Source organism: Arthrobacter sp. TmT3-37 (assembly GCF_054510835.1).
This window is the reverse complement of the sequence record NZ_JBTNDU010000001.1, coordinates 578,391-601,401: the sequence shown is the minus strand read 5'-3', so window position 1 is coordinate 601,401 and position 23,011 is coordinate 578,391. Positions and strand designations below refer to the sequence as shown.

Annotated in this window: 20 protein-coding genes; 12 read left to right on the top strand and 8 right to left on the bottom strand. The window is 71.3% G+C overall.

Features of this window, described 5'->3' with window-relative positions:
- Positions 1 to 134 precede the first annotated feature (134 nt).
- Positions 135 to 1,088, bottom strand: a complete 954-nt coding sequence (locus tag ACX80U_RS02855; RefSeq protein ID WP_459267334.1) for a DUF5996 family protein — start codon at positions 1,086 to 1,088, stop codon at positions 135 to 137.
- Between the two features lie 301 nt (positions 1,089 to 1,389).
- Between ACX80U_RS02855 and ACX80U_RS02850 the strand changes: the two genes are divergently transcribed.
- Positions 1,390 to 2,856, top strand: coding sequence for a reverse transcriptase family protein (locus ACX80U_RS02850; protein WP_459267333.1), 1,467 nt, complete (start codon positions 1,390 to 1,392; stop codon positions 2,854 to 2,856).
- Positions 2,857 to 2,861: 5 nt separating this feature from the next.
- Here the strand turns inward: ACX80U_RS02850 and ACX80U_RS02845 are convergent, their stop codons facing one another.
- The 4 genes from ACX80U_RS02845 to ACX80U_RS02830 form a co-directional block, all read right to left on the bottom strand.
- Positions 2,862 to 4,757 carry a dipeptide ABC transporter ATP-binding protein gene (locus tag ACX80U_RS02845; protein WP_459267332.1) on the bottom strand — a complete coding sequence of 632 codons (1,896 nt, stop codon included), beginning with the start codon at positions 4,755 to 4,757 and terminating at the stop codon, positions 2,862 to 2,864.
- Between the two features lie 55 nt (positions 4,758 to 4,812).
- The gene (gene aroQ, locus ACX80U_RS02840) at positions 4,813 to 5,298 is read right to left on the bottom strand and encodes a type II 3-dehydroquinate dehydratase (protein ID WP_459267331.1); all 486 of its coding nucleotides are present in this window, start codon (positions 5,296 to 5,298) and stop codon (positions 4,813 to 4,815) included.
- A gap of 7 nt (positions 5,299 to 5,305) precedes the next feature.
- Positions 5,306 to 6,589: an MFS transporter gene (locus ACX80U_RS02835; RefSeq protein ID WP_459267330.1), complete on the bottom strand. Its 1,284-nt coding sequence runs from the start codon at positions 6,587 to 6,589 to the stop codon at positions 5,306 to 5,308.
- Between the two features lie 161 nt (positions 6,590 to 6,750).
- On the bottom strand, positions 6,751 to 7,332 hold the full coding sequence (locus tag ACX80U_RS02830) for a TetR/AcrR family transcriptional regulator (RefSeq protein WP_459267329.1): 582 nt from the start codon (positions 7,330 to 7,332) through the stop codon (positions 6,751 to 6,753).
- A gap of 105 nt (positions 7,333 to 7,437) precedes the next feature.
- On the opposite strand from ACX80U_RS02830, the gene ACX80U_RS02825 reads away from it, so the two are divergent.
- A complete protein-coding gene (locus tag ACX80U_RS02825; protein WP_459267328.1) occupies positions 7,438 to 7,860 on the top strand; it encodes an organic hydroperoxide resistance protein in 423 nt (140 codons plus the stop codon).
- A 67-nt stretch (positions 7,861 to 7,927) separates the two neighbouring features.
- On the opposite strand, the gene acs is transcribed toward ACX80U_RS02825, so the two are convergent.
- A complete protein-coding gene (acs, locus tag ACX80U_RS02820) occupies positions 7,928 to 9,886 on the bottom strand; it encodes an acetate--CoA ligase (protein ID WP_133081183.1) in 1,959 nt (652 codons plus the stop codon).
- A gap of 283 nt (positions 9,887 to 10,169) precedes the next feature.
- Between acs and ACX80U_RS02815 the strand changes: the two genes are divergently transcribed.
- From ACX80U_RS02815 to ACX80U_RS02805, 3 genes are all read left to right on the top strand, one after another.
- Positions 10,170 to 11,510, top strand: coding sequence for a hypothetical protein (locus ACX80U_RS02815; RefSeq protein WP_459267327.1), 1,341 nt, complete (start codon positions 10,170 to 10,172; stop codon positions 11,508 to 11,510).
- Between the two features lie 64 nt (positions 11,511 to 11,574).
- Positions 11,575 to 12,378: an endonuclease III gene (nth, locus tag ACX80U_RS02810; RefSeq protein ID WP_459267326.1), complete on the top strand. Its 804-nt coding sequence runs from the start codon at positions 11,575 to 11,577 to the stop codon at positions 12,376 to 12,378.
- Positions 12,379 to 12,388: 10 nt separating this feature from the next.
- The gene (locus ACX80U_RS02805) at positions 12,389 to 13,105 is read left to right on the top strand and encodes an NUDIX hydrolase (RefSeq protein ID WP_459267325.1); all 717 of its coding nucleotides are present in this window, start codon (positions 12,389 to 12,391) and stop codon (positions 13,103 to 13,105) included.
- Between the two features lie 64 nt (positions 13,106 to 13,169).
- On the opposite strand, the gene ACX80U_RS02800 is transcribed toward ACX80U_RS02805, so the two are convergent.
- Complete coding sequence (locus tag ACX80U_RS02800) at positions 13,170 to 14,864, bottom strand: bifunctional 3'-5' exonuclease/DNA polymerase (RefSeq protein ID WP_459267324.1); 1,695 nt, start codon at positions 14,862 to 14,864, stop codon at positions 13,170 to 13,172.
- Between the two features lie 105 nt (positions 14,865 to 14,969).
- On the opposite strand from ACX80U_RS02800, the gene ssd reads away from it, so the two are divergent.
- The 7 genes from ssd to ACX80U_RS02765 all read left to right on the top strand — a co-directional run bounded on the left by ssd (position 14,970) and on the right by ACX80U_RS02765 (position 20,487).
- Positions 14,970 to 16,043 (top strand): septum site-determining protein Ssd, encoded by a 1,074-nt coding sequence (gene ssd / locus ACX80U_RS02795; protein WP_459267323.1) that lies wholly within the window; start codon positions 14,970 to 14,972, stop codon positions 16,041 to 16,043.
- The gene (locus ACX80U_RS02790; protein ID WP_459267322.1) at positions 16,040 to 17,317 is read left to right on the top strand and encodes a TadA family conjugal transfer-associated ATPase; all 1,278 of its coding nucleotides are present in this window, start codon (positions 16,040 to 16,042) and stop codon (positions 17,315 to 17,317) included. Before ssd ends, ACX80U_RS02790 begins: the two co-directional genes overlap by 4 nt.
- Positions 17,314 to 18,099 (top strand): type II secretion system F family protein, encoded by a 786-nt coding sequence (locus ACX80U_RS02785; RefSeq protein WP_459267321.1) that lies wholly within the window; start codon positions 17,314 to 17,316, stop codon positions 18,097 to 18,099. The genes ACX80U_RS02790 and ACX80U_RS02785 overlap by 4 nt, the downstream gene beginning before the upstream one ends.
- The gene (locus tag ACX80U_RS02780) at positions 18,099 to 18,710 is read left to right on the top strand and encodes a type II secretion system F family protein (RefSeq protein ID WP_459267320.1); all 612 of its coding nucleotides are present in this window, start codon (positions 18,099 to 18,101) and stop codon (positions 18,708 to 18,710) included. Before ACX80U_RS02785 ends, ACX80U_RS02780 begins: the two co-directional genes overlap by 1 nt.
- 349 nt (positions 18,711 to 19,059) lie before the next feature.
- A complete protein-coding gene (locus ACX80U_RS02775; protein ID WP_459267319.1) occupies positions 19,060 to 19,512 on the top strand; it encodes a DUF4244 domain-containing protein in 453 nt (150 codons plus the stop codon).
- Between the two features lie 74 nt (positions 19,513 to 19,586).
- A complete protein-coding gene (locus tag ACX80U_RS02770; RefSeq protein WP_459267318.1) occupies positions 19,587 to 20,108 on the top strand; it encodes a TadE family type IV pilus minor pilin in 522 nt (173 codons plus the stop codon).
- Positions 20,101 to 20,487, top strand: a complete 387-nt coding sequence (locus tag ACX80U_RS02765) for an Rv3654c family TadE-like protein (RefSeq protein WP_459267317.1) — start codon at positions 20,101 to 20,103, stop codon at positions 20,485 to 20,487. Before ACX80U_RS02770 ends, ACX80U_RS02765 begins: the two co-directional genes overlap by 8 nt.
- A gap of 14 nt (positions 20,488 to 20,501) precedes the next feature.
- Here the strand turns inward: ACX80U_RS02765 and ACX80U_RS02760 are convergent, their stop codons facing one another.
- Entirely contained in the window at positions 20,502 to 22,967 is a 2,466-nt protein-coding gene (locus tag ACX80U_RS02760; RefSeq protein ID WP_459267316.1) for a DEAD/DEAH box helicase, read from the bottom strand.
- Positions 22,968 to 23,011 lie beyond the last annotated feature (44 nt).

Sequence of the window (23,011 nt, the reverse complement as noted above, 5' to 3'; positions counted from 1 at the left end):
GGGAGACTCCTTGCGCTCCCCCCCAAACCCAAACCCCCGAAACCCCCCCCCCCCCCCCCCCCCCCCCCCACCCCCCCCCCCCCCCCGCCCCCCCCCCCGCTGCCGGTTCCGGGGCAGGGGGGCCAAAGGCCCTCCTAGCGGGCGTGCCGGTCCAGTCGGTGCGGGTCGATGAGCAGGTCGGGGTCCCACCCTCCTGTGGCCGCCGCGGCCCGGTAGGTGGCCCGCAGGAACCGCAGCAGCGTGGCATCCGGGTCCTCGCTGGTGCGCACGGCCTCGTAGGGCAGCAGGAACTGGCGGAACTCGGTGCTGTAGTAGGCGCCGTCGACGTCGATGACGGCATCGCGGTACCCCTCGGGCTCGGGGTAGGCATAGGAGTAGAAGGCGCCCTCCTCGCCGCCGCCGGGCCAGAACCCGCAGCTGGAGAGCTCGTGCGAGTAGCCCTCCTGCATGACCCAGTCGGCGCAGTTCGGCGCACCGCCCGGATGGATGGGGGCAGGACGTCCGGTGAAGCGCGTGCAGGCAAGGTCCATGGCACCCCAGAAGAAGTGCACGGGGCTCACCTTGCCGAGGAACTCGGCGCGGAAGCGCGTGAGGACCCGTTCCGCCTGGATGAGCTGCCGCCAGAACGCGTTCACCGCCGCTGCGTCGTAGGACGCGTGGTGGTGGTCCTCGGCGAAGGGTACGGCGGGATCCACCTCCGTGGGCACGGCCCGGATCGGTGCGTCGATGCCGAGCTCGGCCAGTGCCGCCATGGTCCGGGCGTGGAACTCCGCCACCGACTGCGGCTCGAGCGGCACGCTGCGGTCCCCGCCGGAACTGCTGCGCACCACCAGGCGGTGCGCCACGACGTCGGCCTCGATGTCGAACATCCCGTCCCCGTAGGGGATGGCGGAGGTGCCGAGCCCGCGCGGCGTCACGTAGAGCGGCACCTGCCACCAGTGATTGACCAGCGGGGCGTGCGCCATGCGGATCTTGCCGACCACCTGGAGCCACATGTGTAGTGTCGACTGCGTGTCCTGCCAGTCCGCGACGCGCAGCGCCGGCCAGCCCGACGCCGTCGTCGTTCCCGTGATCACCTGGTCGCTCATGCTGCTCCTCCGCCTCGTCGTGTGCGGCCAATCTATGCGCCCTTCCCGCGCTGGTACAGGCCATGAGAATTCGTGGCGCTTGCTAGGGTGGCATCCGACGGATCCCGGCCGAGGCGGAACACGCACGCAGTGCGCGTTCCTCTCCGGGGTCACCCCGGGGCACGCAGACCGACCAGCACAGGGCGCCTCAGGCGCCTGACTGCGCTCCGCGCAGCTCAGCGCCCGAACAGAAGGACAGGTCGGCCGGGATCCGTCGCGCTGTCGCACACCGGTGCGGCGACGCCCAGGCGGAGGGGGAGCCATGGACGACACCGAATCCCTGCCGGACGACGGCGGATCCTTCCCTGCCCGGGGCGGCCCGGACCGGGCCAGCCGTGGGACGGCGGCGGCCAGGACGCTCGCACGGACGCCTGCGCCCGGCGGTCCGGGACTCGCGTTCCTCCTCGCGGGGGCATTCCTGACCGCGCCCGCCTGGCAGCGCGAGGACCTCCTGGACGCCGGTGCCGCCGTCCTCGGGAGCCGGCGGCGCTGGTTGGGGCCGCTCGTCCGCGCCGTGCTCGCCGGCTACCCGCGGCGGCCCGACGGCGCTCCGCGTGAGCTCGCCCGCTGGATCCGCGCCCAGCCGGTCTTCACGGACGCGATCGGGCGAGCGGCCGCGAGGGGCGTTCCGATCACCCCGGCCCGGTACCTGACCGCAGGCGCCCCGGAGGAGGGGCACCGCCCATCCCGCGTGGACCTCGGGACGGGGGCGCCGGCAGCACCGGGCGCCGGGGACCTGGGCCGGCTCGCGCGGGAGCTCAGGCTGACACCGGGCGAGCTCGACTGGTTCGCCGACACCCGGTCCTGGAACCGGCGCGCACCGAGCCAGGCACTCCGCCACTACCGCTACGAGTGGCGTTCGCGCCCGGGACGTGTCCCGCGGCTCCTGGAGGTCCCCGGGATCCGCCTGCGCACCGTGCAGCGCCGGGTGCTCGATCTCGTCCTCGCCCCGATCCCCCTGCACCCCGCCGCCCACGGGTTCGTCCCGGGACGCAGCGCGAGGACGGGTGCGGCTCTGCATGCCGGGACGGACGTCGTCATCTCTCTGGACCTCGTCTCCTTCTTCGCGCACGTGTCACCGGGCCGGATCTTCGGTGTGCTGCGGCAGGCGGGCTGCCCCGAGGCCACCGCGCACGTACTCACCGGACTCTGCACCCACTCCGTCCCCGAGGCTGTCCTGCGGGCCATGCCCGGCGGCGGCACTCCGGAGGAGCGCTTCGCACTCGCCCAGGCCCTGCGTGCTGCACACCTCCCGCAGGGCGCGCCGTCCTCACCCGCCCTCGCCAACCTCGCGGTGCGGCGGCTCGATTCCCGGCTGGCGGGCTGGGCGGAGGCAGCCGGTGGCACGTACACGCGCTACGCGGACGACCTCGCCTTCAGCGGCCCAGCCGGCCTCGCCCGCCGGGCGGACGCCTTTCTCCGGGGTGCCGAGCGCATCGTCGCGGCCGAGGGCCACGAGGTGAACAGGCACAAGACCCGCGTCCACAGCGCGGCGACACGGCAGACCGTGACGGGCGTCGTCGTCAATGCGCATCCGAACGTGGCACGGGCCGACTACGACGCCCTCAAGGCGACCCTGTACAACTGCCTCGTCCACGGTCCGGAGTCGCAGCGACGCGGCCAGGCCGACTTCCGCGCACACCTCGGCGGGCGCATCTCCTGGGTGGAGTCCCTCAACCCGCTGCGCGGCCGCAAGCTCCGGGAGGCCTTCGACCGCATCGGCTGGTGACGGCTCTAGGAGGCCAGGTCCTCGTCGATGTTGAGCTCGTTGCCCGGGATGGAGGCGAGCAGCCTCCGGGTGTAGGGGTGGCGGGGGTTCTGGAAGACCTCTTCGGAGCTGGCGGCTTCCACGAGCTCGCCGTCCTTCATCACGCACACGTAGTCCGAGATGAGGCGGACGACGGCGAGGTCGTGGGAGATGAAGAGGTAGCTGAGGCCCAGTTCGGACTGCAGTTCGCCGAGGAGTTTCAGGATCTGCGCCTGCACCAGGACGTCGAGCGCGGAGACGGGCTCGTCGCAGACGATCAGCTCGGGCTGCAGGGCGAGGGCCCGTGCGATCGCCACACGCTGCCGCTGCCCGCCGGAGAGTTCCGCCGGGTAGCGCCGCAGGGCGTTCTGCGGGAGGGAGACCTGGTCCATCAGTTCGCGGACACGTGTCGCCCGCTCCTTCCGGGACCCGCGCTTGTACGCGTTGAGGGGTTCCTCGACGATGCGCTCGATCGTGAACATCGGGTTCAGCGAGGAGTAGGGGTCCTGGAAGATCGGCTGCACGCGCTGGCGGAAGTCGTTGAGCTGCGCCTTGTCGAGGGTGGCCACGTCCATGCCGTCGAACGTCATGGTCCCCGAGGTCGGCTTGATCAGTTTGAGGAGCATGCGCGCCGTCGTGGTCTTGCCCGAGCCCGATTCCCCGACGATCGCCACGGTCTGCCCGCGCGGGACATCGAGTGTGACGTTCTTCGCCGCGTAGAAGTCCTCCTTGCTGCCGCGGCGCTTGTAGATCTTCGTGAGGTCACGGATCTCGACGATGTTCGGGGGAGCTGCGGGGCCGGCGGGAGCCGCGTCGATCCCGGGTGCGGCCGGACGGTCCGACGACGACGTCGCAGCATGCGCTCCGGCGGCAGCGCGGGGTGCGTCCTGGGCATGTCCATCACTCGTCGCGGGAAGGTGGTCGGAACCGTGGTCGGTGGGAACCCCGCCGTCGTGTCCTGCCTCGTGCTCCGCGAAGACGGCCTCGGCCAGCTTGAGCCGGCTCGCGGCGTCCGCCGTGAAGGCGCCGGGGCGCAGGCGGACGGCGGCGACGCTCGGGGCCGCCCGGACGAGGGACTGCGTGTAGGGGTGCTGCGGATCGTTGAGCAGCTGCTCGGCCGGTCCGGTCTCGACCACACGGCCGCGATGCATCACCACGAGCTGCGAGGCACGCTCGGCGGCCAGCCCGAGGTCGTGCGTGATGAGGAGGACCGACGTGCCGAGCTGTTCGGTCATCGTCTCGATCTGGTCGAGGATGGTGCGCTGCACGGTGACGTCCAGGGCCGACGTCGGCTCGTCGGCGATGAGCAGGCGGGGCTGGCAGGCGAGGCCGATCGCGATCAGGGCCCGCTGCCGCATGCCACCCGAGAACTCGTGCGGGTACTGCTTGGCGCGCTCGCCGGCGTCGGGCAGGCCGGCGGCCGTCAGTACCTCGATGACGCGCTGCTTGACGTTCTTCTTGGTCGCCATGCCGTGGACGAGGAGTGTCTCGGCGACCTGCGTGCCGATCTTCGTCACCGGGTTCAGGTTGGACATCGGGTCCTGCGGTACGAGGCCGATCGCCCTGCCGCGGATGGAGCGCATCCTCGCTTCCGGCAGAGCCACCAGGTCCTGGCCCTCGAACAGGATGCTGCCGGAGGTGACCCGGCCGTTGCCGGGCAGGAGGCCGATGCAGGCCATCGCCGTCGTCGACTTGCCCGAGCCCGATTCGCCGACGATCGCGAGGGCGCTGCCGCGCTTGAGCGTGAAACTCGCGTCCTCGACCGCCTGGACCTCGCCGTGGGTGGTCCGGAAGCTCACCGCCAGGTTCCGCACCTCGAGCAGGGGTGCGTCGAGGTTCTCTGGCTGGTCGGCCGCGCTTCCGGCGGGAGTGATGTCCGTCATAGCACCATCGTGCCCTATGTCCGGGGCCGTCGCCGTCCACGGGACGGGGCCCGGGCTAACTTTTCGGGAACGATGCGGCGCCGTCGGCCGCAGCGGTCAGCCGGGCCGCGAGGTGGTCCACCGCCAGACGGTAGCCGTCGACGCCTGCACCGACGATCACGGCGTCCGCGACGCCCGAGAGGAAGGAGTGGTGCCGGAATTCCTCGCGCCGGTGCACATTGCTGATGTGCACCTCGACGACCGGGAGGCCCACCCCGGCGAGGGCGTCCCGGATGGCGATCGACGTGTGCGTGTAGGCGCCGGCGTTGATGACGATCCCGTCCGCCGTCGTGCGTGCGGCGTGGATGGCGTCGATGATCTCGCCCTCGTGGTTGGACTGCATCGCCGTCGTGGTGCAGCCGCGCTCCCGTGCGGCATCCGACGCGAGGCGGACGACGTCGTCGAGCGTCGCCGTCCCGTACACGGCCGGCTCCCTGGTGCCGAGCAGGTTCAGGTTCGGGCCGTTGATCACGAGGATGCGGGGGGTGCGTGCCGGGGTCATGCCCTAACTATGCCGCACGCCCGGCACCGGCCGGAGGATCCGCGAGGCGGGAGCGCAACCGCACCGCGCCCACCGCGCCGGCCACCGTCACGAGGCTCATGGCGGCGAGGACGACGCCCGGGTGCCACCAGGCACCGCCCGTCGCGATGCCGAACTGCTGGGTGATCGACGGGGCGAAGCCTGCGACGATCGCGGCGATGCTGTAGGCGAAGGACAGGGCGGTGAACGCCGTCGCCGGCCGGAAGATGTCCGCCATCAGGCCGCCGAGGGCTGCCCAGCTGGCGGTCGGCAGGATCCCGCCGAGGATGATCGCGGCGATGTACAGGGGTTCCGTCGCGATGCTGATGGTCCAGTACAGCGGGAAGGCGATCAGCGCGGTCCCGAGCGCCCCGCCGGCGACCACCTTCGCGGAGCCGATGCGCATCGCCAGGTAGCCGAAGGCCGGGATGGTGACGAGCTGGAGGATCGACCCCACGAGGGCTGCGTTCAGGACCGTCGCCTGGGACAGCTCGAGGGTCTCGGTGCCGTAGGCCTGGGTGTAGGTGACCATGAGGAAGTAGGAGCCGATACCCAGGACCGCGGAGGCGATGGCGACCACGATCGCGGTGGGCTGGGACTTCAGGACCTCGAGGAAGGGGACGCGGGGGAGGGCATGCTGCCGGCTCGTCTCCCGGAAGACGGGCGTCTCGTCGATGGCGAGCCGGAGGTAGATCGCGACGGCGAGGAACGGGAAGGCGAGCAGGAACGGGATGCGCCAGCCCCAGGTCGTCATGACGTCCGGGGCGACGACGGCGAGGACGAGGAAGATGGCGGAGATCAGCATGGTGCCGACGGGGGACCCGAGCTGGGGGATCGAGGCGTAGAGCGCGCGCTTGCGGGGCTCGGCGTGCTCGGTGGCGATGAGGATCGAGCCGCCCCACTCCCCGCCGAGCGAGAGCCCCTGCAGCAGGCGCAGCACGGTCAGGATGATCGGTGCCCACACGCCGATGGTGCTGTAGTCGGGCAGCAGCCCGACGGTGCCGGTGGCCAGCCCCATCAGGGTGATGGTCCAGATCAGGGTGCGCTTGCGGCCGATCCGGTCACCGAGGTGTCCGAAGAGGATCGCGCCGAGGGGGCGTGCGACGAATCCCATCGCGAAGACCAGGAATGCCGAGAGGGTCCCGGCGAGCGGATCCTGCTCGGTGAAGAAGACGGTGTTGAAGACGAGCGCGGCGGCGGTGCCGAACACGTAGAAGTCGTAGGACTCGAGGGCTGTTCCGACGAAGGAGGCTCCGGCGACGCGGCGGGCCATGCGCGGATTCGATACGGGGGGCTGCTGCACGGTAGTGGACACGCTGAAATCATCCTCTCGCTCCGGCGTACGGGCCATCTTTTCGGACGAACGTCACATCCCGGGCAGGTCGTCCGTCCGCAGCGCGGCCGCTGCGGCGCTGCTCGGAGCCGCCGGGCTGCTCAGGTGGGCAGGGCCGAACCGGCACCGGCGGTGATGATGGCACGCCCCGTGGTGATGAGCGACTCCGTGATCGCCGTCGGGTCGCCCAGGTAGCCCTGCACCATTGCGCCGTCACGCAGCATGATGAGCTGGTCCGCGACGATCCCGGGCTGCTCCACCCCGAGCTCGGACAGCAGCTCCGTGACGACGGAGTGCAACCACGCCCGGTACCGCTCGACGGCGGCGCGGACCACGTTGTCGGCTGCCGGGTACTCGGCGGCCGCATTGATGAAGGTGCATCCGCGGAATCCCGGCCGGCAGGCTGCACTGCCGTTGGCGGCGGCCAGGGCGAGCAGGACGCTGCAGGCATCCGGGCCCGCAGCACGCTCCCTGTCGACGGCGGTCCGCAACTGCTCCAGCTGGTTCTCGAGGTAGGCCACCACGAGGTGCTCCTTGGACCCGAAATGCCGGTAGAAGGTGACCTTCGTGGTCCCGGCGTCGGCGATCACCTTGTCCGCACTGACCGAGCGGATGCTGTCAGCGTCGAACAGTCGTGTCGCGGACGCGAGGATGCGTTCCCGGACGGAGGGCTGGGCGTTCATGGATGCTCCCGTGAGAGGGTGGATTTGGGTCGGGTGGAGTTACTAGTTAGTCTACCTGAAGGAGCGGGGGCCAGCCCGGCCCCCACGACGGAAGGATCTCCCCACATGAGTGCTCTCTACACCGCAGTCGCCACCGCCACGGGCGACGGACGCAACGGCAAGGCACACACGGACGACGGGCAGCTCGTCGTCGACCTGGCGGTCCCGAAGGAGATGGGCGGCGCCGGTGGCGCCACGAACCCCGAGCAGCTCTTCGCCCTCGGCTACGCAGCCTGCTTCCACAGCGCACTGAAGCTCGTCGCCGGCCGCAGCAAGGCCAGGATCAGCGACACGGCGGTCACCGCCGAGGTGAGCATCGACGCGGTCGAGGGCGGCGCGTTCCAGCTCGCCGTCGCCCTGCACGCCGAGATCGGCGGCGTGGACCAGGAGACGGCGGACGCACTCGTCGAGCAGGCCCACCAGGTGTGCCCCTACTCGAACGCCACGCGCGGCAACATCGAGGTCACGGTCGACGCCACGATCGGCTGATCCGTTCCAGCTGGACGCAGAGAGGCCCCCGCACGCGCGGGGGCCTCTCTGCGTCTCGGGTCGGGCGCTACTTCCGGAGCGAGACGGCGATCTGCTGCATGATCGTGGGGTCGGACAGCGTCGTGGCGTCGCCCACCTCGCGGCCTTCGGCGACGTCCTTGAGCAGGCGCCGCATGATCTTCCCGCTGCGGGTCTTCGGCAGTTCGGGCACCACCAGGATGTTCCGCGGCTTGGCGATCGGTCCGATCTCCTTGCCCACGTGGTTGCGCAGGGTGGTGACGATGTCGTCGTCGTCCTTCGCCGAGCCACGGAGGATGACGAAGGCGACCACGGCCTCGCCCGTCGTCTCGTCACTGGCGCCGACGACGGCGGCCTCCGCGACGGACGGGTGGCTCACCAGCGCCGATTCGATCTCGGTGGTGGACAGGCGGTGGCCGGAGATGTTCATGACGTCGTCGACCCGGCCGAGGAGCCAGATGTCCCCGTCGCTGTCCTTCTTGGCGCCGTCCCCGGCGAAGTACATGTCGTCGAAGCGGGACCAGTAGGTGTCCTTGAACCTCTGCGGGTCGCCCCAGATGCCACGCAGCATGGCGGGCCACGGCTCGCGGATCACCAGGTAGCCGCCGGAACCGTCCGGCACCGACACCCCCATCTCGTCGACGACGTCGACGGCGATGCCCGGCACGGCGACCTGCGCGGAGCCCGGCTTGGTCGCGGTCACCCCGGGCATCGGCGCGATCATGTGCGCGCCGGTCTCCGTCTGCCACCACGTATCCACGATCGGCGCCTGTCCGCCGCCGATCACCTCCCGGTACCACATCCACGCCTCGGGGTTGATCGGCTCCCCGACGGAGCCGAGCACGCGGATCGACGAGAGGTCGTACTTCTGCGGGATGTCGCGGCCCCACTTCATGAACGTGCGGATGGCCGTCGGTGCCGTGTAGAGGATGGACACCCTGTACTTCTCGATCAGTTCCCACCAGCGGCCCTGGTGCGGGGTGTCCGGCGTCCCCTCGTACATCAGCTGGGTGGCGCCGTTCACGAGGGGCGCGTAGGTGACGTAGCTGTGACCGGTGACCCAGCCGATGTCCGCCGTGCACCAGAACACATCGGTCTCGGGCCGCAGGTCGAAGGTGTTCCGATGGGTGAACGCGGTCTGGGTGAGGTAACCGCCGGTCGTGTGCAGGATGCCCTTCGGCTTCCCCGTGGTCCCCGAGGTGTACAGGATGAACAGCGGGTGCTCCGAGTCGTGCGCGACGGCGACGTGTTCCTCCGGGGCGCCGTCGACGACGTCGTGCCACCAGGTGTCGCGTCCCTCGGTCCACTCGACCGGTTCGTTGTTGCGGCGGACCACGACCACGCTCGTGACCGTGTGGCCCTCCTTCTCAAGGGCCCCGTCGACCGCCGGCTTGAGGGGGCTCGGCTTGCCGCGGCGGTAGGTGCCGTCGGAGGTGACCACGAGCTTGGCCTCGGCGTCGTCGATGCGGCTGCGGAGGGCGTCCGCCGAGAAACCACCGAAGACGACGGAGTGGACGGCGCCGATCCGCGCACAGGCGAGCATCGTGACGACGGCCTCGGGGATCATGGGCAGGTAGACGGCGACGCGGTCGCCCTTCGCCACGCCGAGCGACTCGAAGGCGTTCGCCGCCTTCTTCACCTCCCGGGTCAGTTCCGCGTACGTGATGGTGCGTGTATCACCGGGCTCGCCCTCGAAGTGGATGGCGACGCGGTCGCCGAGGCCGGCTTCGACATGGCGGTCGAGGGCGTTGTAGGCGGCGTTGACCGTGCCGCCCACGAACCACTTCGCGAAGGGCGCGTCCGACCAGTCGAGCGTCTCGGTGAAGTCCTGGTCCCAGGTGAGGAGCTCCCGCGCCTGGCGGGCCCAGAACTCCGTGCCCTGCTCGCGTGCCTCATCGTAGAGGGACGGCTGGGCGACGGCGTTCGCGGCGAACGCGTCGCTGGGCGGGAAGCGCCGTTCCTCGTGCAGCAGGTTCTCGAAGGCATCGCCTTGTCGTTCGGCGGTCATGTTCTACCCCTTTGTGACGTGTTCAATGACGGACAGGACGCAGGGTGCCGCGACGGCTCGCCGCACCGCAACGTGCTCCAGTGGAACACTATCGAGTTCTCCCCGCCGGTGTGTGCCCGGCGTCACAGGACCTAGCCGAGATGCGGCGATTGTGCGGTGAGCGGCGGTCGGCTCGGCATCTCCTTCGGTGGAGAAGGCGCGGGCCGATGGCTAGGGTGGAAGGAGGTAAGTGATGCCGGCGGCCGATGCAGCCGGTGACCAGCGCTAGAAACGGGAGTTTGAGATGACGGAAGCAACCGAGGGGCGACTCGCCTCCGGCCAGGAGGCGACGGCATCCCGAACCGACGCACGGGACACGGGCGCGCAGGCGGCCGGGAAAGCCTCCGGCACGGACGGTCCGTCCGGCACGACGGCGACCCGGCAGGCCGGCGCCATTGGGCCGAGCGAGGCCGTGCTCGGTCCGTTCACCCTGCGTGAGGCCGTCTTCGGCGGAGGCGTTGCGCTCGTGTTCATCGGGACGCTGCTGCCGTTCATCGACGGCATGGTGCGCTACGCGAACTTCTGGAACAGCGGCCCGCTCTTCTTCATCGGCATCGGCATCCTGCTGCCCGTGATCGCACTCGCCCTCCTGGCCGGACGACGCCTGGGAAGTGCGGGACTCCGTGTCGGATCCCTCTCCGTCGACCAGTTCGCATCGGTCACCGCCGTCCTGGCCGCCACCTACTTCTTCCTCCAGACCGTGACCGACTTCCACCCCGGACCCCTGCTCGCGCTGATCGGGTCCCTCGCCATGCTGGCCGCGACCGTCACTGCTCCTTTCCTCCCGGTCTTCCGGAACGACTTCGCGGAGCGGCCGGAGGTGCCTGCGCCCGCTGCGGCCCGTCCCATCACCGCAGCCCGCCCCCGCCCGAAGCAGCCCAAGCAGCCCAGGCCCGAGGCCGGAGCGAAGACCCGGCAGGCTTCGACGACCGCCGGTCCCGGCACGGCGGGAGTCAATCCTGCCGCTGCCGCAGTGCTGCAGAACGGCGCGGGCCTGTACGGTGCGGGCGGGGCAGGCGCCGTCGGTGCCGGTGCCGCCGCATCGGGCCAGTCCGGGATGGAGCGGGGAGCGTCGCAGGGCACGCCGACGCACAACGACCCGGTCACCGGTACGACGACGGCCGAACCGTCGGGGTCCTCCGCCGTCGGCCGCGGTGCGGAGGCCACTCCGGAGGATGCGGGCACGCGGACCTCCGATTCCTCGGATCGGAACGCCTCCGAGGCCGTCCCGTCGCAGACCACGACGCCCGCCGCGGATGCGACGCGGGTCCACGACGTCGTCCGCGACGACCTCCCGGGGTCCTCCGCAGCGGAGACCGCGGAGGAACGGAGCCACCAGGAGCCCATCACCGCAACGCGCTTCGCGGAGGAGGAACCCGTCGTTGAAGCGTTCTGGTTCGCGGTCGGCTCGCCGCGTCCCGTCGTCGACGAACAGACCGGCCGTGAGGTCTTCACGCTCCAGCCGGGCGACTGGGAAGTCGGCATCGAGGATCGCGGGAGCGAGTTCCTGGTCCAGGACAAGCGCACGGGATCGGTCGGTATCCTGCGGGACCTGCGCAACATCGAACGCGCTCCCCGCGACTGACGCACTCCGCCCCTGCCCGTCGTGGCCGGTGGCTCGAGCAGCACCACCGAGAGGAGATCCGCGCGTGGCAGGCAGGAAAGCGAAGATCGAGGAGGAATCGCCGGTCGTTCTCAAGCGCCGCGCCCGCCGGATCAACAGGATCCTCGGTGAGACGTACCCCTATGCGGTGGCGGAGCTCGACTTCCGGAACGCGTTCGAACTGCTGGTGGCGACCGTGCTGTCCGCGCAGACCACCGATGTGAGGGTCAACCTCACCACCCCCGCCCTCTTCGAGCGGTACCCCGACGCGCGGACCATGTCCGAGGCCGAGGAGCTCGAGCTGCAGGAGATCATCCGCCCCACCGGGTTCTACCGCGCGAAGGCCAACAGCCTCCTTGCGCTCTCCCAGCGGCTCGTCGACGAATTCGACGGCGAGGTGCCCGGCACGCTCGAGGACCTCGTGACCCTGCCCGGGGTGGGGCGCAAGACCGCGAACGTGGTCCTCGGCAATGCGTTCGGTGTGCCCGGCATCACCGTGGACACGCACTTCGGGCGGCTGTCGCGCAGGTTCCGCTGGACGACGTCGGAGGACCCCGTGAAGGTGGAACTCGACGTCGCCGCGCTGTTCGACCGCAAGGACTGGACGATGCTCTCCCACCGCGTCGTCTTCCACGGCCGGCGGATCTGCCATGCCAAGAAGCCGGCGTGCGGGGTCTGCCCCGTCGCGGCCCTGTGCCCGTCCTACGGGGAGGGCGAGACGGACCCGATGAAGGCGGCCAAGCTGCTCAAGTACGAACTCGCGCCGGGCCGGGAGGAGCTGCTGGACCAGATGCGGGCCGGCCGGACCCGTGTGGAGCTCCGCGAGGCCGGGCACGGCCTGGGTGCCTAGGACCCGGCTCGTGCCGGGAGGGGATCCGGCGGATGCGGCGGTGACGGCGTACGACGAGCTGACTCGGTGGGTCAGGTCGATGGACCGCCCCGGAGCCACGCTGCTGCAGCCGCACGGCTGGCAGTTCGCGACCTTCGATCCCACCAGGAGCCGTCGCGCTGCCGTGCTGATCCTCTTCGGAGCCCGGGACGGGGGCCGGTCCGGACGACCCGGCAGGGATCTCGGGCGCAACGAACTCGACGTCCTGTTCGTGATGCGGGCCAGTTCGCTCTCCAACCATCCGGGCCAGGTGGCGTTCCCCGGCGGCGCGATCGACGCCGGGGACGCGGACGAGGGCGCGGCAGCCCTGCGCGAGGCAGAGGAGGAGACGGGGGCTGACCCTCGGGGCATCGAGGTCCTGGGGACCCTGCCCGACGTGGGACTCCCCGTCAGCAATTTCATGGTCACGCCGGTGCTCGGCTGGTGGGCCGAGCAGTCGCCGATCCGTGTCGTGGACACCGCCGAGTCCGAACTGGTCTTCCGGTGTCCCGTGGAGACCCTCCTCGACCCGTCGCGCCGCAGGACGGCAGTCGTCCGGCGCGACGGATTCGTCAGCCGGACACCCGCGTTCCTGGCGCCCGAAGCGGTGATCTGGGGATTCACGGCGATGCTGCTGGATGCGGTGTTCGACGGTCTCGGCTGGACGGAGCCGTGGGACCGGTCGCAGGAGATCCCCGCACCCCTGTGAAATGCCCTGGCCCGGACCGCGATCGCCGGGCGTCGCACGGAAGCGTGACCGGAGGCCGTGCGGACTACTTCGCGTCCGCGTAGGACGTCACGGTGACCGTGGTGATGGAGAATTCGATCGGGATGGCACCGAAGATCAGCCGCGTCGCCGCCCGCGCAGCGTCCACGAGGAGGGCCTCCGCCTCGGCGGCCTGCTCCACCGGGACATGCAGGACCACCTCGTCGTGCAGGAAGAAGGCGATGCGGCTCCGCGGCTGCGGGATGCTGCTCGCGGTCAACCGCCGCCGGATCTCCGCCAGCCAGCACAGGGCCCACTCCGCGGCCGAGGCCTGCACCACGAAATTGCGCGTGAAGCGGCCCCGGGCCCGCGCCGCCGCGTCCGCGCGGCGCTGCTCCTCCGCCGTCGTCGTCCGTTGCCTCGCGCGCCATTCCTCCGAGGCGGGCGGGCAGCCACGGCCGAGGTAGCTCGAGACACCCTCCCCGGCTTCCCCCGCCCTCGCCGCCGCCTCGACGACGCCGATGGCGCGCGGGTAGGCGCGGGTCAACTGCGGCATGAGCCGCCCGGACTCACCGCTCGTCGCACCGTACATCGCGCCGAGCATCGCGAGCTTCGCCTTCGCACGGTCACCGCCGAATCCCTGGTCGGCGATGCCCTGGTAGAGGTCTCTGCCGCGCGCCGCCGCGGCCAGCGCCGAATCCTGTCCGAGCGCCGCCAGCACCCGGGGCTCCAGCTGCGCCGCGTCGGCGACCAGGAAGACATGACCCTCGTCGGGCCGGACGGCGTCGCGCACCTGCCGAGGGATCTGCAGCGCACCGCCGCCCCGGGACGCCCACCGGCCGGAGACGACGCCGCCCACGACATACTCCGGCCTGAAGCGTCCTGCGTGGACCCAGGTGTCGAGCCAGTTCCAGCCGTTCGCCGTCAGGAGCCGCGACAGTTTCTTGTAGGCCAGGAGCGGTTCGATGGCGGGGTGCTGCTGCTGCTCGAGTTCCCACGAGCGCGTGGTCCTCACCTCGATCCCGGCCCGGTGCAGGGCCCGCAGGACCTCCTGCGGGGAGTCCGGATTGAGCGCAGGGCTACCCAGCTCGGCACGCAGCACCCCGGCGAGCCGCTCGAGTTCGATCGGCCGCGCACCCTCCGCGGGCCGCGGCCCCAACGTCCGTTCGAGCAGCTCCTCATGCACGTCCCTGCGCCACGGGAGCCCCCAGTGTTCCATCTCGGCGGCGATGAGCGAGCCCGCGGACTCGGCGGCGACCAGCAGGGTGAGGCGTCCCGGCTCCATGGCATCGGAGACGGCGGCGAGCTGGTCGCGGAACGTCCCGAGGACCTCCTCCGGGGACGGCCCGGAGGGCTCCCGCGGCTCGTCGAACAGCGAGTGCTGGTTCGGCGGCGGAGGGGGTGGCATCAGGAGCCGGGGAGGCTCCGTGCCGTCGTCCTTCGGGGCCGCCGACCTCAGCGAATCGATGTAGGGGGAGGGCCGGCAGGACGCCGAGTAGGCCAGGATGTCCCGGGTCAGTGCGAGGTCCCAGCATCGGTCCACGGCGACGCCCACGGTCAGGAGGGCGGGATACCAGTCCCGTGTGCTGCTCCACACCCAGCGCGGGCGCTCGACCTCCAGGCGGGCGACGGCGTCGCCGAGTCCGTCGCGGTCGAGCACGTCCGGCTCACCGACGGACCCGCCCTCCGCATCGAGGCGCTGCAACGCCACGGCGGCGTCGCCACCGCGACCCGACGGCAGGGACGCCACGGCTATGTACATGAGCATATTGTCGGCGGTCGCGCTGTCATTCCTTCAATCCTGGTCCTTGTCCACATAGGGGTGACCCCTGCGGCGACGCCCACCCGGTGCAGCGAGGCTTGCCGCATGACTCGGCAGATGCGGACGCGGACGGATCGACGGCAGCCCGTGGTCCTCGCCGGAGGGACGCAGTTCGTCCTGGATCAGGTGGCGCGCGCATGTGCTGCCGCCGGGACCGCGGGCCTGTTCGTCCCCACCCTCGCCGAAGCACTCACGCACGACCCGCTGGTGCTGCTCGTCGCGGTGGACCAGGCCGCGGCGGGAGTGCACGGGCAGCGCGAGGTCATCGTCGTGGGGACCGCCGACGACGAGCAACGGGCCTGGGGAAGCGCTGCGGCCCTCGCCTCGTCGCGCGTCGTGATCCTGCCACAGGGTGCGGGCTGGCTCGCCGAACACCTCGGACGGCGGGTCAACCCTGCCGCCACCGGCGCGGTGGTCGGCTTCGTCGGTACCGCCGGCGGCTGCGGTGTGAGTACCTTCGCCTTCTGGTGTGCCCGACGCACCGCGGACCAGGGTAGGTCCGTGCTGCTGGTGGACGCGCATCCCCTCGGCGGCGGCCTCGATCGTGCCCTCGGCATAGAGGAGCACCCCGGCGTGCGGTGGCACGACCTCGAGGAGATCCGCGGGACGCTCGGTGCCGAGCAACTCGCCGCCGCATTGCCCTCCGTCGGCGGCCTCTCCGTGCTGTCGCACGGCACGCGACCCGGCCCGCCCGGCGTCGGGCGAGGGGACGCGACGGGGCCGGCGGGAGCTGTCATGGAAGCCGCGCGCGGCGCGTTCGACACCAGCTTCATCGACCTCGGCAGCACCGGGACAGGTGACCGGGCCCTCGCGTCTGCATGCGACCGCCTGGTCCTCCTCGTGCCATCGAGGCCTCGCGGCGTCGCCGCAGCGGCCGCCGTCCTCCAGGAGTGCGGGTCCGTCCCGGTGACCATGGTGCTACGTGGGCCGGTCCTCGACGGCCTCGATGCCTGGGCGGTCGCCGAACTGGCGGGACGCCCGGGTCCGCTCCCGTACCTCCCCTTCGTCCGGGGGGCCGCCACTGCTGAGGCGAGCGGCAGGATGTTCGACTTCGCCCTGCCCAGGAAGGCACGCAGGATCGTCGAGTCCGTCGCTGCCGAGGGGGACGCGGCCGCATGAAGGAGCCCGACCCCCAGAGGCAGCCGACCCGGCGCGAGCTACGCGCCGGTCCCGGGGCCGGCACCCTCCACCGGGGTGCACCACCCCGGCCGGTCGCCGACGGGGCACGCGACAGGGACCCGGGTGCCGCGTCGATGGTGGAGTCGGTGCGGCGGGCCGTTCTCGCCGGGAACGTGCAGGCGACCGGAGCGGCCCTCGCCGACGCCGTGGGGTCGAGCGGCAGGCTCCTCGGATCGGAGGGTACCCTGTCGGCCCTCGACCGGGTTCGTGCGGAACTCAAGGGACTCGGACCGCTCGAGCACCTCCTCGCCCAGGAATCCACGACCGACATCCTCGTCAACGGGCCCGCGGACGTGTGGGTGGACGGCGCGGCGGGGCTGCAGCGGGTGGGTTCCGTCTTCGCCGGCGATTCGGAGGTACGGGCGCTCGCCGTGCGCCTCGTCGCCGCGGGTGGGCGGCGCCTGGACGACGGTAGTCCTGCCGTCGACGTGCGGCTGGACGGGCTCCGGATCCATGCGGTGCTCCCGCCCATCTCGACGACGGGAACGCTGCTGTCCATCAGGATCAGGAGACCGCTGCAGTTCTCGCTCCCGGAACTCGTCGACCGCGGGACCGTGGCGCCCATGATGGCGGAGGCACTGACCCTGATGATGCGGCGCCGCCTCAACTTCCTCATCAGCGGTGCGACGGGGACGGGAAAGACCACCCTCCTCTCGACGCTCCTCGGGCTGGCCGGCCCGCGGGAGCGTGTGGTGCTGGTCGAGGACGCCGCAGAGCTCGACCCTGCACACCCGCACACCGTCGGGCTCCAGTCCCGTCACGGCAACCTGGAGGGTGCCGGCGTCCTGGACCTCACCGAGCTCGTGCGGCAGGCCCTGCGCATGCGACCGGACCGGCTGGTCGTGGGGGAGTGCCGGGGCGCCGAGGTCCGGGAGTTGCTGGCCGCTATGAACACGGGGCACGACGGTGGTGGGGGAACGGTCCACGCGAATTCCGCCGACGCCGTCCCGGCCCGTTTGGCGGCGCTCGCAGCGCTCGCCGGCCTGTCGCCCGAAGCCCTCGCCCTGCAGGCAGCGAGCGCACTCGACGTGGTGGTGCACGTCGTGCGCGACATGCGTGGCCGCCGGGTGGAGAGCATCGGGCTCCTGGAACTCGGCCCGGGCGGCGGCCTCCTGGTGCGGCCGGTCCTCATCGACACCGGCGGGCAATGCCGACGAGCCTCGGGATGGGACGACTTCGCCCTGCGGGTGGGCCGGAGCGGGGACGGGCCATGACCGGAGTCGTCGTGGCAATCCTCCTGGCGCTGGCCGGCACCGTCCTCGTGCTGCCGACCACGGGCCGGAGCGGCAGACGGGCGCCGGGTACCACGACACGTCCCGCTCGGACCGGCAGCACCCCCGTGGAAGCAGGGGGCGTCCGGCCCGACCGGCCCTGGAGGTCCCGGCGTCCGGCAGTCGACCTCCACGAGCTCCCGTTGTTCGTGCACCAACTGGCCGGGCTCCTCAGGGCAGGGCGGCCTCCGCACGTCCTCTGGGCGGATATCGAGGCCGTCTACGCCGACGGGAGCAGTACCTTCGCGGCCGCCGTGCGCCCGATGATCGCCACAGCACGGCGTGCCGCGGACCTCGGCCTGGGTGTTCCCGACGCCCTTCGCCAAGGGGCTGCACATCGCAGCGGTGGTGCCGGGGTGTCATCGTCCGCCGCGCACGTCGACCGGCTGTGGATCGACCTCGCGGGGTGCTTCGAGGTGGCGGGGCGCAGCGGTGCGCCCTTGGCTGGGATCCTCGAGCACTACGCCGCACAACTGGACGCGCACCTCGATGGGCTCTCCGCCAGGGATACGGCGCTGGCGGGTCCGCGGGCGACGGTGGTGCTCCTCTCCTGGTTGCCGGCCGTCGGCCTGGTCCTCGGTTTCGCACTGGGCACCAACCCGCTGGAAGTCCTCACCGCGTCACCGCCGGGGCGCCTCGCGCTGGTCGCCGGCGCCGTCCTGATGATCGCATCGCGGATGTGGTCCCGATGGCTGGTGCAGCGGGCGGGTGGGGGATCACCGTGATGCCCGGTCTCCTGGTGTTCGCCCTGCTGGCGGCGGCGTCCTCCGTGATGACGGTGTCGTCGGGGCGGCTCCGTCCGGCCCGCACGGATCGACGGGGCGTGGAACAGGACGGCGGGATCCGCGACGGTCCGTTGCTCCTCGACCTGCTGGCAGCGCTGTTGTCCGCCGGAGCATCGGTGGAGCATGCGCTGTCGCTGGTCGCCGAATCCTGCGAGCCCGGTATCCGCTCGCACCTGGTCCGCGTGCACACGGCACGGCTCCTCGGTGCGTCGTGGGATGCGGCCTGGGAAGCCGGGGCGGGGAGCCGGGCGGACACGCCGCCCCCGGGTTTCCTGCACCATGCCGGCCGGAGGCGGTCCCTCCGCGATCAGGACCGCACCGTGGAGGACGTCCGGCTCGGTCTGCGCTTCGCCATCTCGACGGGCGCGCCCTCGGCGGCGCTCCTTCACGCCCATGCGGCGCAGCTGCGGCGACGGTACAACCGTGAGATCGACAGGAAGGCAGCAGCCCTGGGCGTGCAGCTCGTCCTGCCTCTCGGCCTGTGCTCCCTGCCGGCCTTCATCTGCCTCGGCGTCGTGCCTGTCGTCCTGGGGCTCCTGCCCTCCCTCTGATGTGAGTGCCGGCGCTCCGCGGAGCGTGTGCTAGTGCGTCCCGTGCATCCCGTTGCAGGAACCGCCGTGAGTCCCGCTGCGCCGGTCAGGTCACTCGTCCCGTGCATTCCGCTGAGTCGGTCGGGCCGTTCGACCCGTTCATCCCGCTGAGTCGGTCGGGCCGTTTGTTCCGCTGTTTCAGGGAGATGCGGACGGGGGCAGGATGACCGCGGCACCTCGGGCACAGGGGTTATCCACTTAGCCCGTCGTGTCGTCGAGTGAGTACCGGCTGGTGACGAGAGTTGGTCCTGCGGCGATCGTCGCGGAGAGCACGCGGGACCTGTGTCCCTCGTCGAGGAAAGGACAGTCCATGTCAGAGGAGACCCAGCTCGAGGTAGTGCAGGGGTCGGCGTTCCGAAGCGCCGTCGTCGCTCCGGACGGTGCAGCAGGCTGCGGCAGCCCGGTGCGTCCTGCGCCGTCCGAGCTCTCGCAGGCGGCACCATCGGCGCCGCTTCATCCGGTGGGCGACGCCGAGCGGGAGAAGCCGGAGGGCGGCAGGCACGGGGCCGTCGCAACGGCTCCGATGCCGGTCGACCGGATGAGCCGTCGGGCGGAGGCTCGACGCCGGCGGTCGAACGAGCGGATCATCCGCCGTCGGAAGGACCCGGCGACAGGTCAGGAAGCCGGGATGGCGACCGCCGAATACGCCATTGCGACGCTCGCGGCCGTCGCTTTCGCGGCGCTCCTCGTCGCCGTCCTGTCGAGCGGCGAGATCAAGGGACTGCTCATGTCCCTGATCACGTCGGCGCTGAACTTCGGCTGATGGTGACCGGCCGGGGCGGGCCGGGACGCGACCCCGCAGGACCACCGGACGAGTGTCATCGTGGACGTCATCTGATGAGCGGTACCGACGAGCCAGGCGACCCGCGCGCACCGCGAAGCCCGCAGGAGCCGCACGAGCTGCACGAGCCGCATGGCCTGCAGCACCAGTGCGCACCGGACCCCTTGGATGGGGCTCCTGGAAGGCCGAGTGCTCGTCGGAAGGGACTGCGCCACGAGAATGCCAGGACCTCCGACGGCGGTCAGCGCGGCTCGGTCACGGCGGAGGTCGCCGTCGTGCTTCCCGCCCTGGTCGTCCTCCTCGCGCTGCTGCTCGGGACCGCCCATGTCGGCACCGTCCAGCTACGGCTGGAGGAAGCCGCACGTGCCGGAGCACGCGAGGCGATGCGGGGCGAAAGCAGCGGAACAGTCCAGCAGACGGTGCAGCGTCTCGCCGGGCTCACCGCGAGGGTGCGGGTGGCGACGGACTCGGGATGGACCACCGTCGAGGTGACGGCGCAGATCGAGGGACCCGTCGTGGACCTGATGGGGATCGAACTCACGGCCACTGCTTCGGGGAAGGAGGAACACGGTGGGTAGGAGTCGGGCGGCCGCCGGTGCAGGGCGGTGTCGCGATGCCGAGAGTGGGGCCGGGACGCTGCTGATGGCGGGCCTCGCCCTGGTGGCAGTCCTTTTGATCGCAGTAGCAGCTCTGGTGCTCCAGGCGGCGTCCGCTGCATCGAAAGCGGCGACCGCGGCCGACCTCGCGGCACTCGCAGCCGCGGACGTCGCGCGAGGACTCGCCACCGGGGACCCCTGCGCGGCCGCCTCGAGCGTCGCTGGACGCCACGGGGCCAGGGTGCAGGACTGCACGATCGGCGGGGCGGGCCCCGGAACCGCGCTGGTCCGGGTCTCGGTCGGCGTCGCCGGCCCGCTTCCCGACGCCCTCGGCGCAGCCCGGGCCGGGCCGCCTCCGTGAGCGTCACCCAGGGACTACCCGGCGTCCGTCCCCTGATCCTCCAGATCGGACGCCGCAGACGCGGACCTCGGGGAGGTCGACGCGGAGATCGATGCGCCGCTGGTGGCCGGAGCCGCATCGTGGCCGGGGTCCGATACGCGGGCCGGACCGGCACCGGGAGCGGCACCGGCCTGGTTCAGGATGAGCGAGAGGACCGCCACGGCACCACCCTTGCTGAGCGGATTGTTCCGGTTGCCGCACTTCGGCGACTGGACGCAGGAGGGGCACCCCGACTCGCACTCGCAGGCCTCGATCGCGTCACGGGTCGCGGACAACCAGGTGCGCGCGGCCTCGAAGCCCCGCTCGGCGAAGCCGGCGCCGCCGGGGTGGCCGTCGTACACGAAGATGGTGGGCATCCCGGTATCGGCGTGCAGCGCGGTGGACACTCCGCCGATGTCCCAGCGGTCGCTGGACGCGACGAGCGGGAGCAGGCCGATCGCCGCATGCTCCGCTGCATGGAGCGCCCCGGGGAGCTCCTCCGCGAGGATGCCCTCCGCCTCCAGCAACTCCGGACTGATCTCGAACCACACGCTCTTCGTGAAGAGATCCCGTGCCTCGAGTTCGAGCGACTCCTCACCGAGGATCTCGTTGGAGGAGAAGGCCTTGCGCTGGAAGGACACCACCTGGGTCGTCACCTTCACGTCGCCGAAGTTGGCGAGGACCCCACCCCAGAGCCGGCTGACGTCCCGGCCGATCACCTCGATCTGCGTGACGTCCCGTGCCTGCGTGTAGTAGTCTGGATGGGCCCGTGCGACGACGGCGCAGTGGTCCTGCTCGTTGAGTTCCTGCACCACGTAGGTCCGCCCCTGATGGACGTACACCGCCCCGGGGTGCGCCTGGTAGTGGCTCTGCGGCGAATCCATGGTTCCGAGGAGTGCGCCCGATTCCGCCTCGACGATGTTGATCGGCCCACCCCCGTCGGCGCGCAGGTTCACCATCGAGGCGGCACTCTGGGGATGGGTCCAGAACCATCCGGCGGGACGGCGCCGCAGGAAGCCCTGGTCGCACAGGGTGCCGAGCAGTTCCTCCGACGTCGCGCCGAACAGGACGAGGTCGGCGTCTGTCAGCGGGAGCTCCGCGGCTGCGGCGCACAGGTGCGGCCCCAGCACATACGGATTGGAGGGATCGAAGACGGTGGCTTCGACGGCGAGGTCGAAGACGGCCTCGGGGTGGTGCACAAGATACGTGTCCAGGGGGTCGTCGCTGGCCACGAATGCGGCGATGGCGTCCTGCCCGGAGCGGCCGGCACGGCCGATCTGCTGCATGAGCGAGGCCCGGGTGCCGGGCCAACCGGCCACGAGCACGGCGTCGAGACCGGAGATGTCGATGCCGAGCTCCAGCGCCGAGGTGCTCGCGACACCGAGCAGCTCACCGCTGCGCAGGGCTGCCTCGAGGGCCCTGCGCTCCTCGGGCAGGTATCCGGAGCGGTAGGCGGCGATGCGGTGGGGGAGGCTCGGATGGACGTCCTCGAGCATCCGCCGGGAGGTCTGCGCGATGCTCTCCGCGCCCCGCCGCGATTTGATGAAGGCGATGGTCCGCACATGGGAGGACACGAGGTTGGCGAGCAGGTCGGAGGTCTCGGCGATCACCGTCCGACGCGTCGCCGCGCCGTTCTCACCCTTCATTCCCGTGAGCTCCGGCTCCCAGAAGGCGACGGTGGTGGAGCCGTGCGGAGAGCTGTCCCGGTCCACGGCCCGGGCCGGAGCGCCGATCAGCCGGGCGAAGGAGGCGGCGGGCTCGGCCGACGTGGCGGACGCCCCGATGAACACCGGATCCGCCCCGTAGCTCGCGCAGACGCGCCGCAGGCGTCGCAGGAGGTTCGCGACATGCGAGCCGAAGACGCCACGGTAGCTGTGCGCCTCGTCGATGATGACGTACTTGAGGCGGCGGAAGAACCGGGCCCACCACGTGTGGTTGGGCAGGATCCCGTAGTGGAGCATGTCCGGGTTCGCCAGCACCATGTTCGCGTGGTCGCGGATCCACCGCCGCGCACCCGACTCGGTGTCGCCGTCGTACGTCTCCGCCCGGACCGTGGGGAGTCCCAGCGCGTTGATGGCGGCGAGCTGGTCAGCGGCCAGGGCCTTCGTCGGAGCGAGGTAGAGGGCCACCGAGCCGGTGGGGGCAAGCGTCGCGCGGTCCAGCAGTTCGCTGCGGTGGATCTCGTCGAGGACGGGCAGCTGATAGCAGAGCGACTTCCCGGACGCGGTGCCCGTCGCGATGATCGTGTGCTCCCCGTCGTGGGCCGAGGTGGCGCCCTCCACCTGGTGACGCCACGGTTCGCTCACGCCGCGGGCGGCGAAGGCATTGACGACGTCGGGGTGCGCCCATGCGGGCCACGGTTCGTGCTCGGCCTCGCGCGCGGGGATCTCGCGGACATGCAGCAGCTGCTCAGGGTCGGGCCCCCCTCCGAGGAGGGGAAGGAGGGGATTCTGCGCAGCCACCCTGCAAGTCTCCCACCGGGTCTCCGGGAGGAGAGCGAAATCCG

What these genes read in the sequence shown, in the direction of transcription:
- ACX80U_RS02855 (WP_459267334.1), bottom strand. Translation starts at nt 1,088, where the DNA reads ATGAGCGACCAGGTGATCACGGGAACGACGACGGCGTCGGGCTGGCCG.
- ACX80U_RS02850 (WP_459267333.1), top strand. Translation starts at nt 1,390, where the DNA reads ATGGACGACACCGAATCCCTGCCGGACGACGGCGGATCCTTCCCTGCC.
- ACX80U_RS02845 (WP_459267332.1), bottom strand. Translation starts at nt 4,757, where the DNA reads ATGACGGACATCACTCCCGCCGGAAGCGCGGCCGACCAGCCAGAGAAC.
- aroQ (WP_459267331.1), bottom strand. Translation starts at nt 5,298, where the DNA reads ATGACCCCGGCACGCACCCCCCGCATCCTCGTGATCAACGGCCCGAAC.
- ACX80U_RS02835 (WP_459267330.1), bottom strand. Translation starts at nt 6,589, where the DNA reads ATGGCCCGCCGCGTCGCCGGAGCCTCCTTCGTCGGAACAGCCCTCGAG.
- ACX80U_RS02830 (WP_459267329.1), bottom strand. Translation starts at nt 7,332, where the DNA reads ATGAACGCCCAGCCCTCCGTCCGGGAACGCATCCTCGCGTCCGCGACA.
- ACX80U_RS02825 (WP_459267328.1), top strand. Translation starts at nt 7,438, where the DNA reads ATGAGTGCTCTCTACACCGCAGTCGCCACCGCCACGGGCGACGGACGC.
- acs (WP_133081183.1), bottom strand. Translation starts at nt 9,886, where the DNA reads ATGACCGCCGAACGACAAGGCGATGCCTTCGAGAACCTGCTGCACGAG.
- ACX80U_RS02815 (WP_459267327.1), top strand. Translation starts at nt 10,170, where the DNA reads ATGACGGAAGCAACCGAGGGGCGACTCGCCTCCGGCCAGGAGGCGACG.
- ACX80U_RS02800 (WP_459267324.1), bottom strand. Translation starts at nt 14,864, where the DNA reads ATGTACATAGCCGTGGCGTCCCTGCCGTCGGGTCGCGGTGGCGACGCC.
- ssd (WP_459267323.1), top strand. Translation starts at nt 14,970, where the DNA reads ATGACTCGGCAGATGCGGACGCGGACGGATCGACGGCAGCCCGTGGTC.
- ACX80U_RS02790 (WP_459267322.1), top strand. Translation starts at nt 16,040, where the DNA reads ATGAAGGAGCCCGACCCCCAGAGGCAGCCGACCCGGCGCGAGCTACGC.
- ACX80U_RS02785 (WP_459267321.1), top strand. Translation starts at nt 17,314, where the DNA reads ATGACCGGAGTCGTCGTGGCAATCCTCCTGGCGCTGGCCGGCACCGTC.
- ACX80U_RS02780 (WP_459267320.1), top strand. Translation starts at nt 18,099, where the DNA reads ATGCCCGGTCTCCTGGTGTTCGCCCTGCTGGCGGCGGCGTCCTCCGTG.
- ACX80U_RS02775 (WP_459267319.1), top strand. Translation starts at nt 19,060, where the DNA reads ATGTCAGAGGAGACCCAGCTCGAGGTAGTGCAGGGGTCGGCGTTCCGA.
- ACX80U_RS02770 (WP_459267318.1), top strand. Translation starts at nt 19,587, where the DNA reads ATGAGCGGTACCGACGAGCCAGGCGACCCGCGCGCACCGCGAAGCCCG.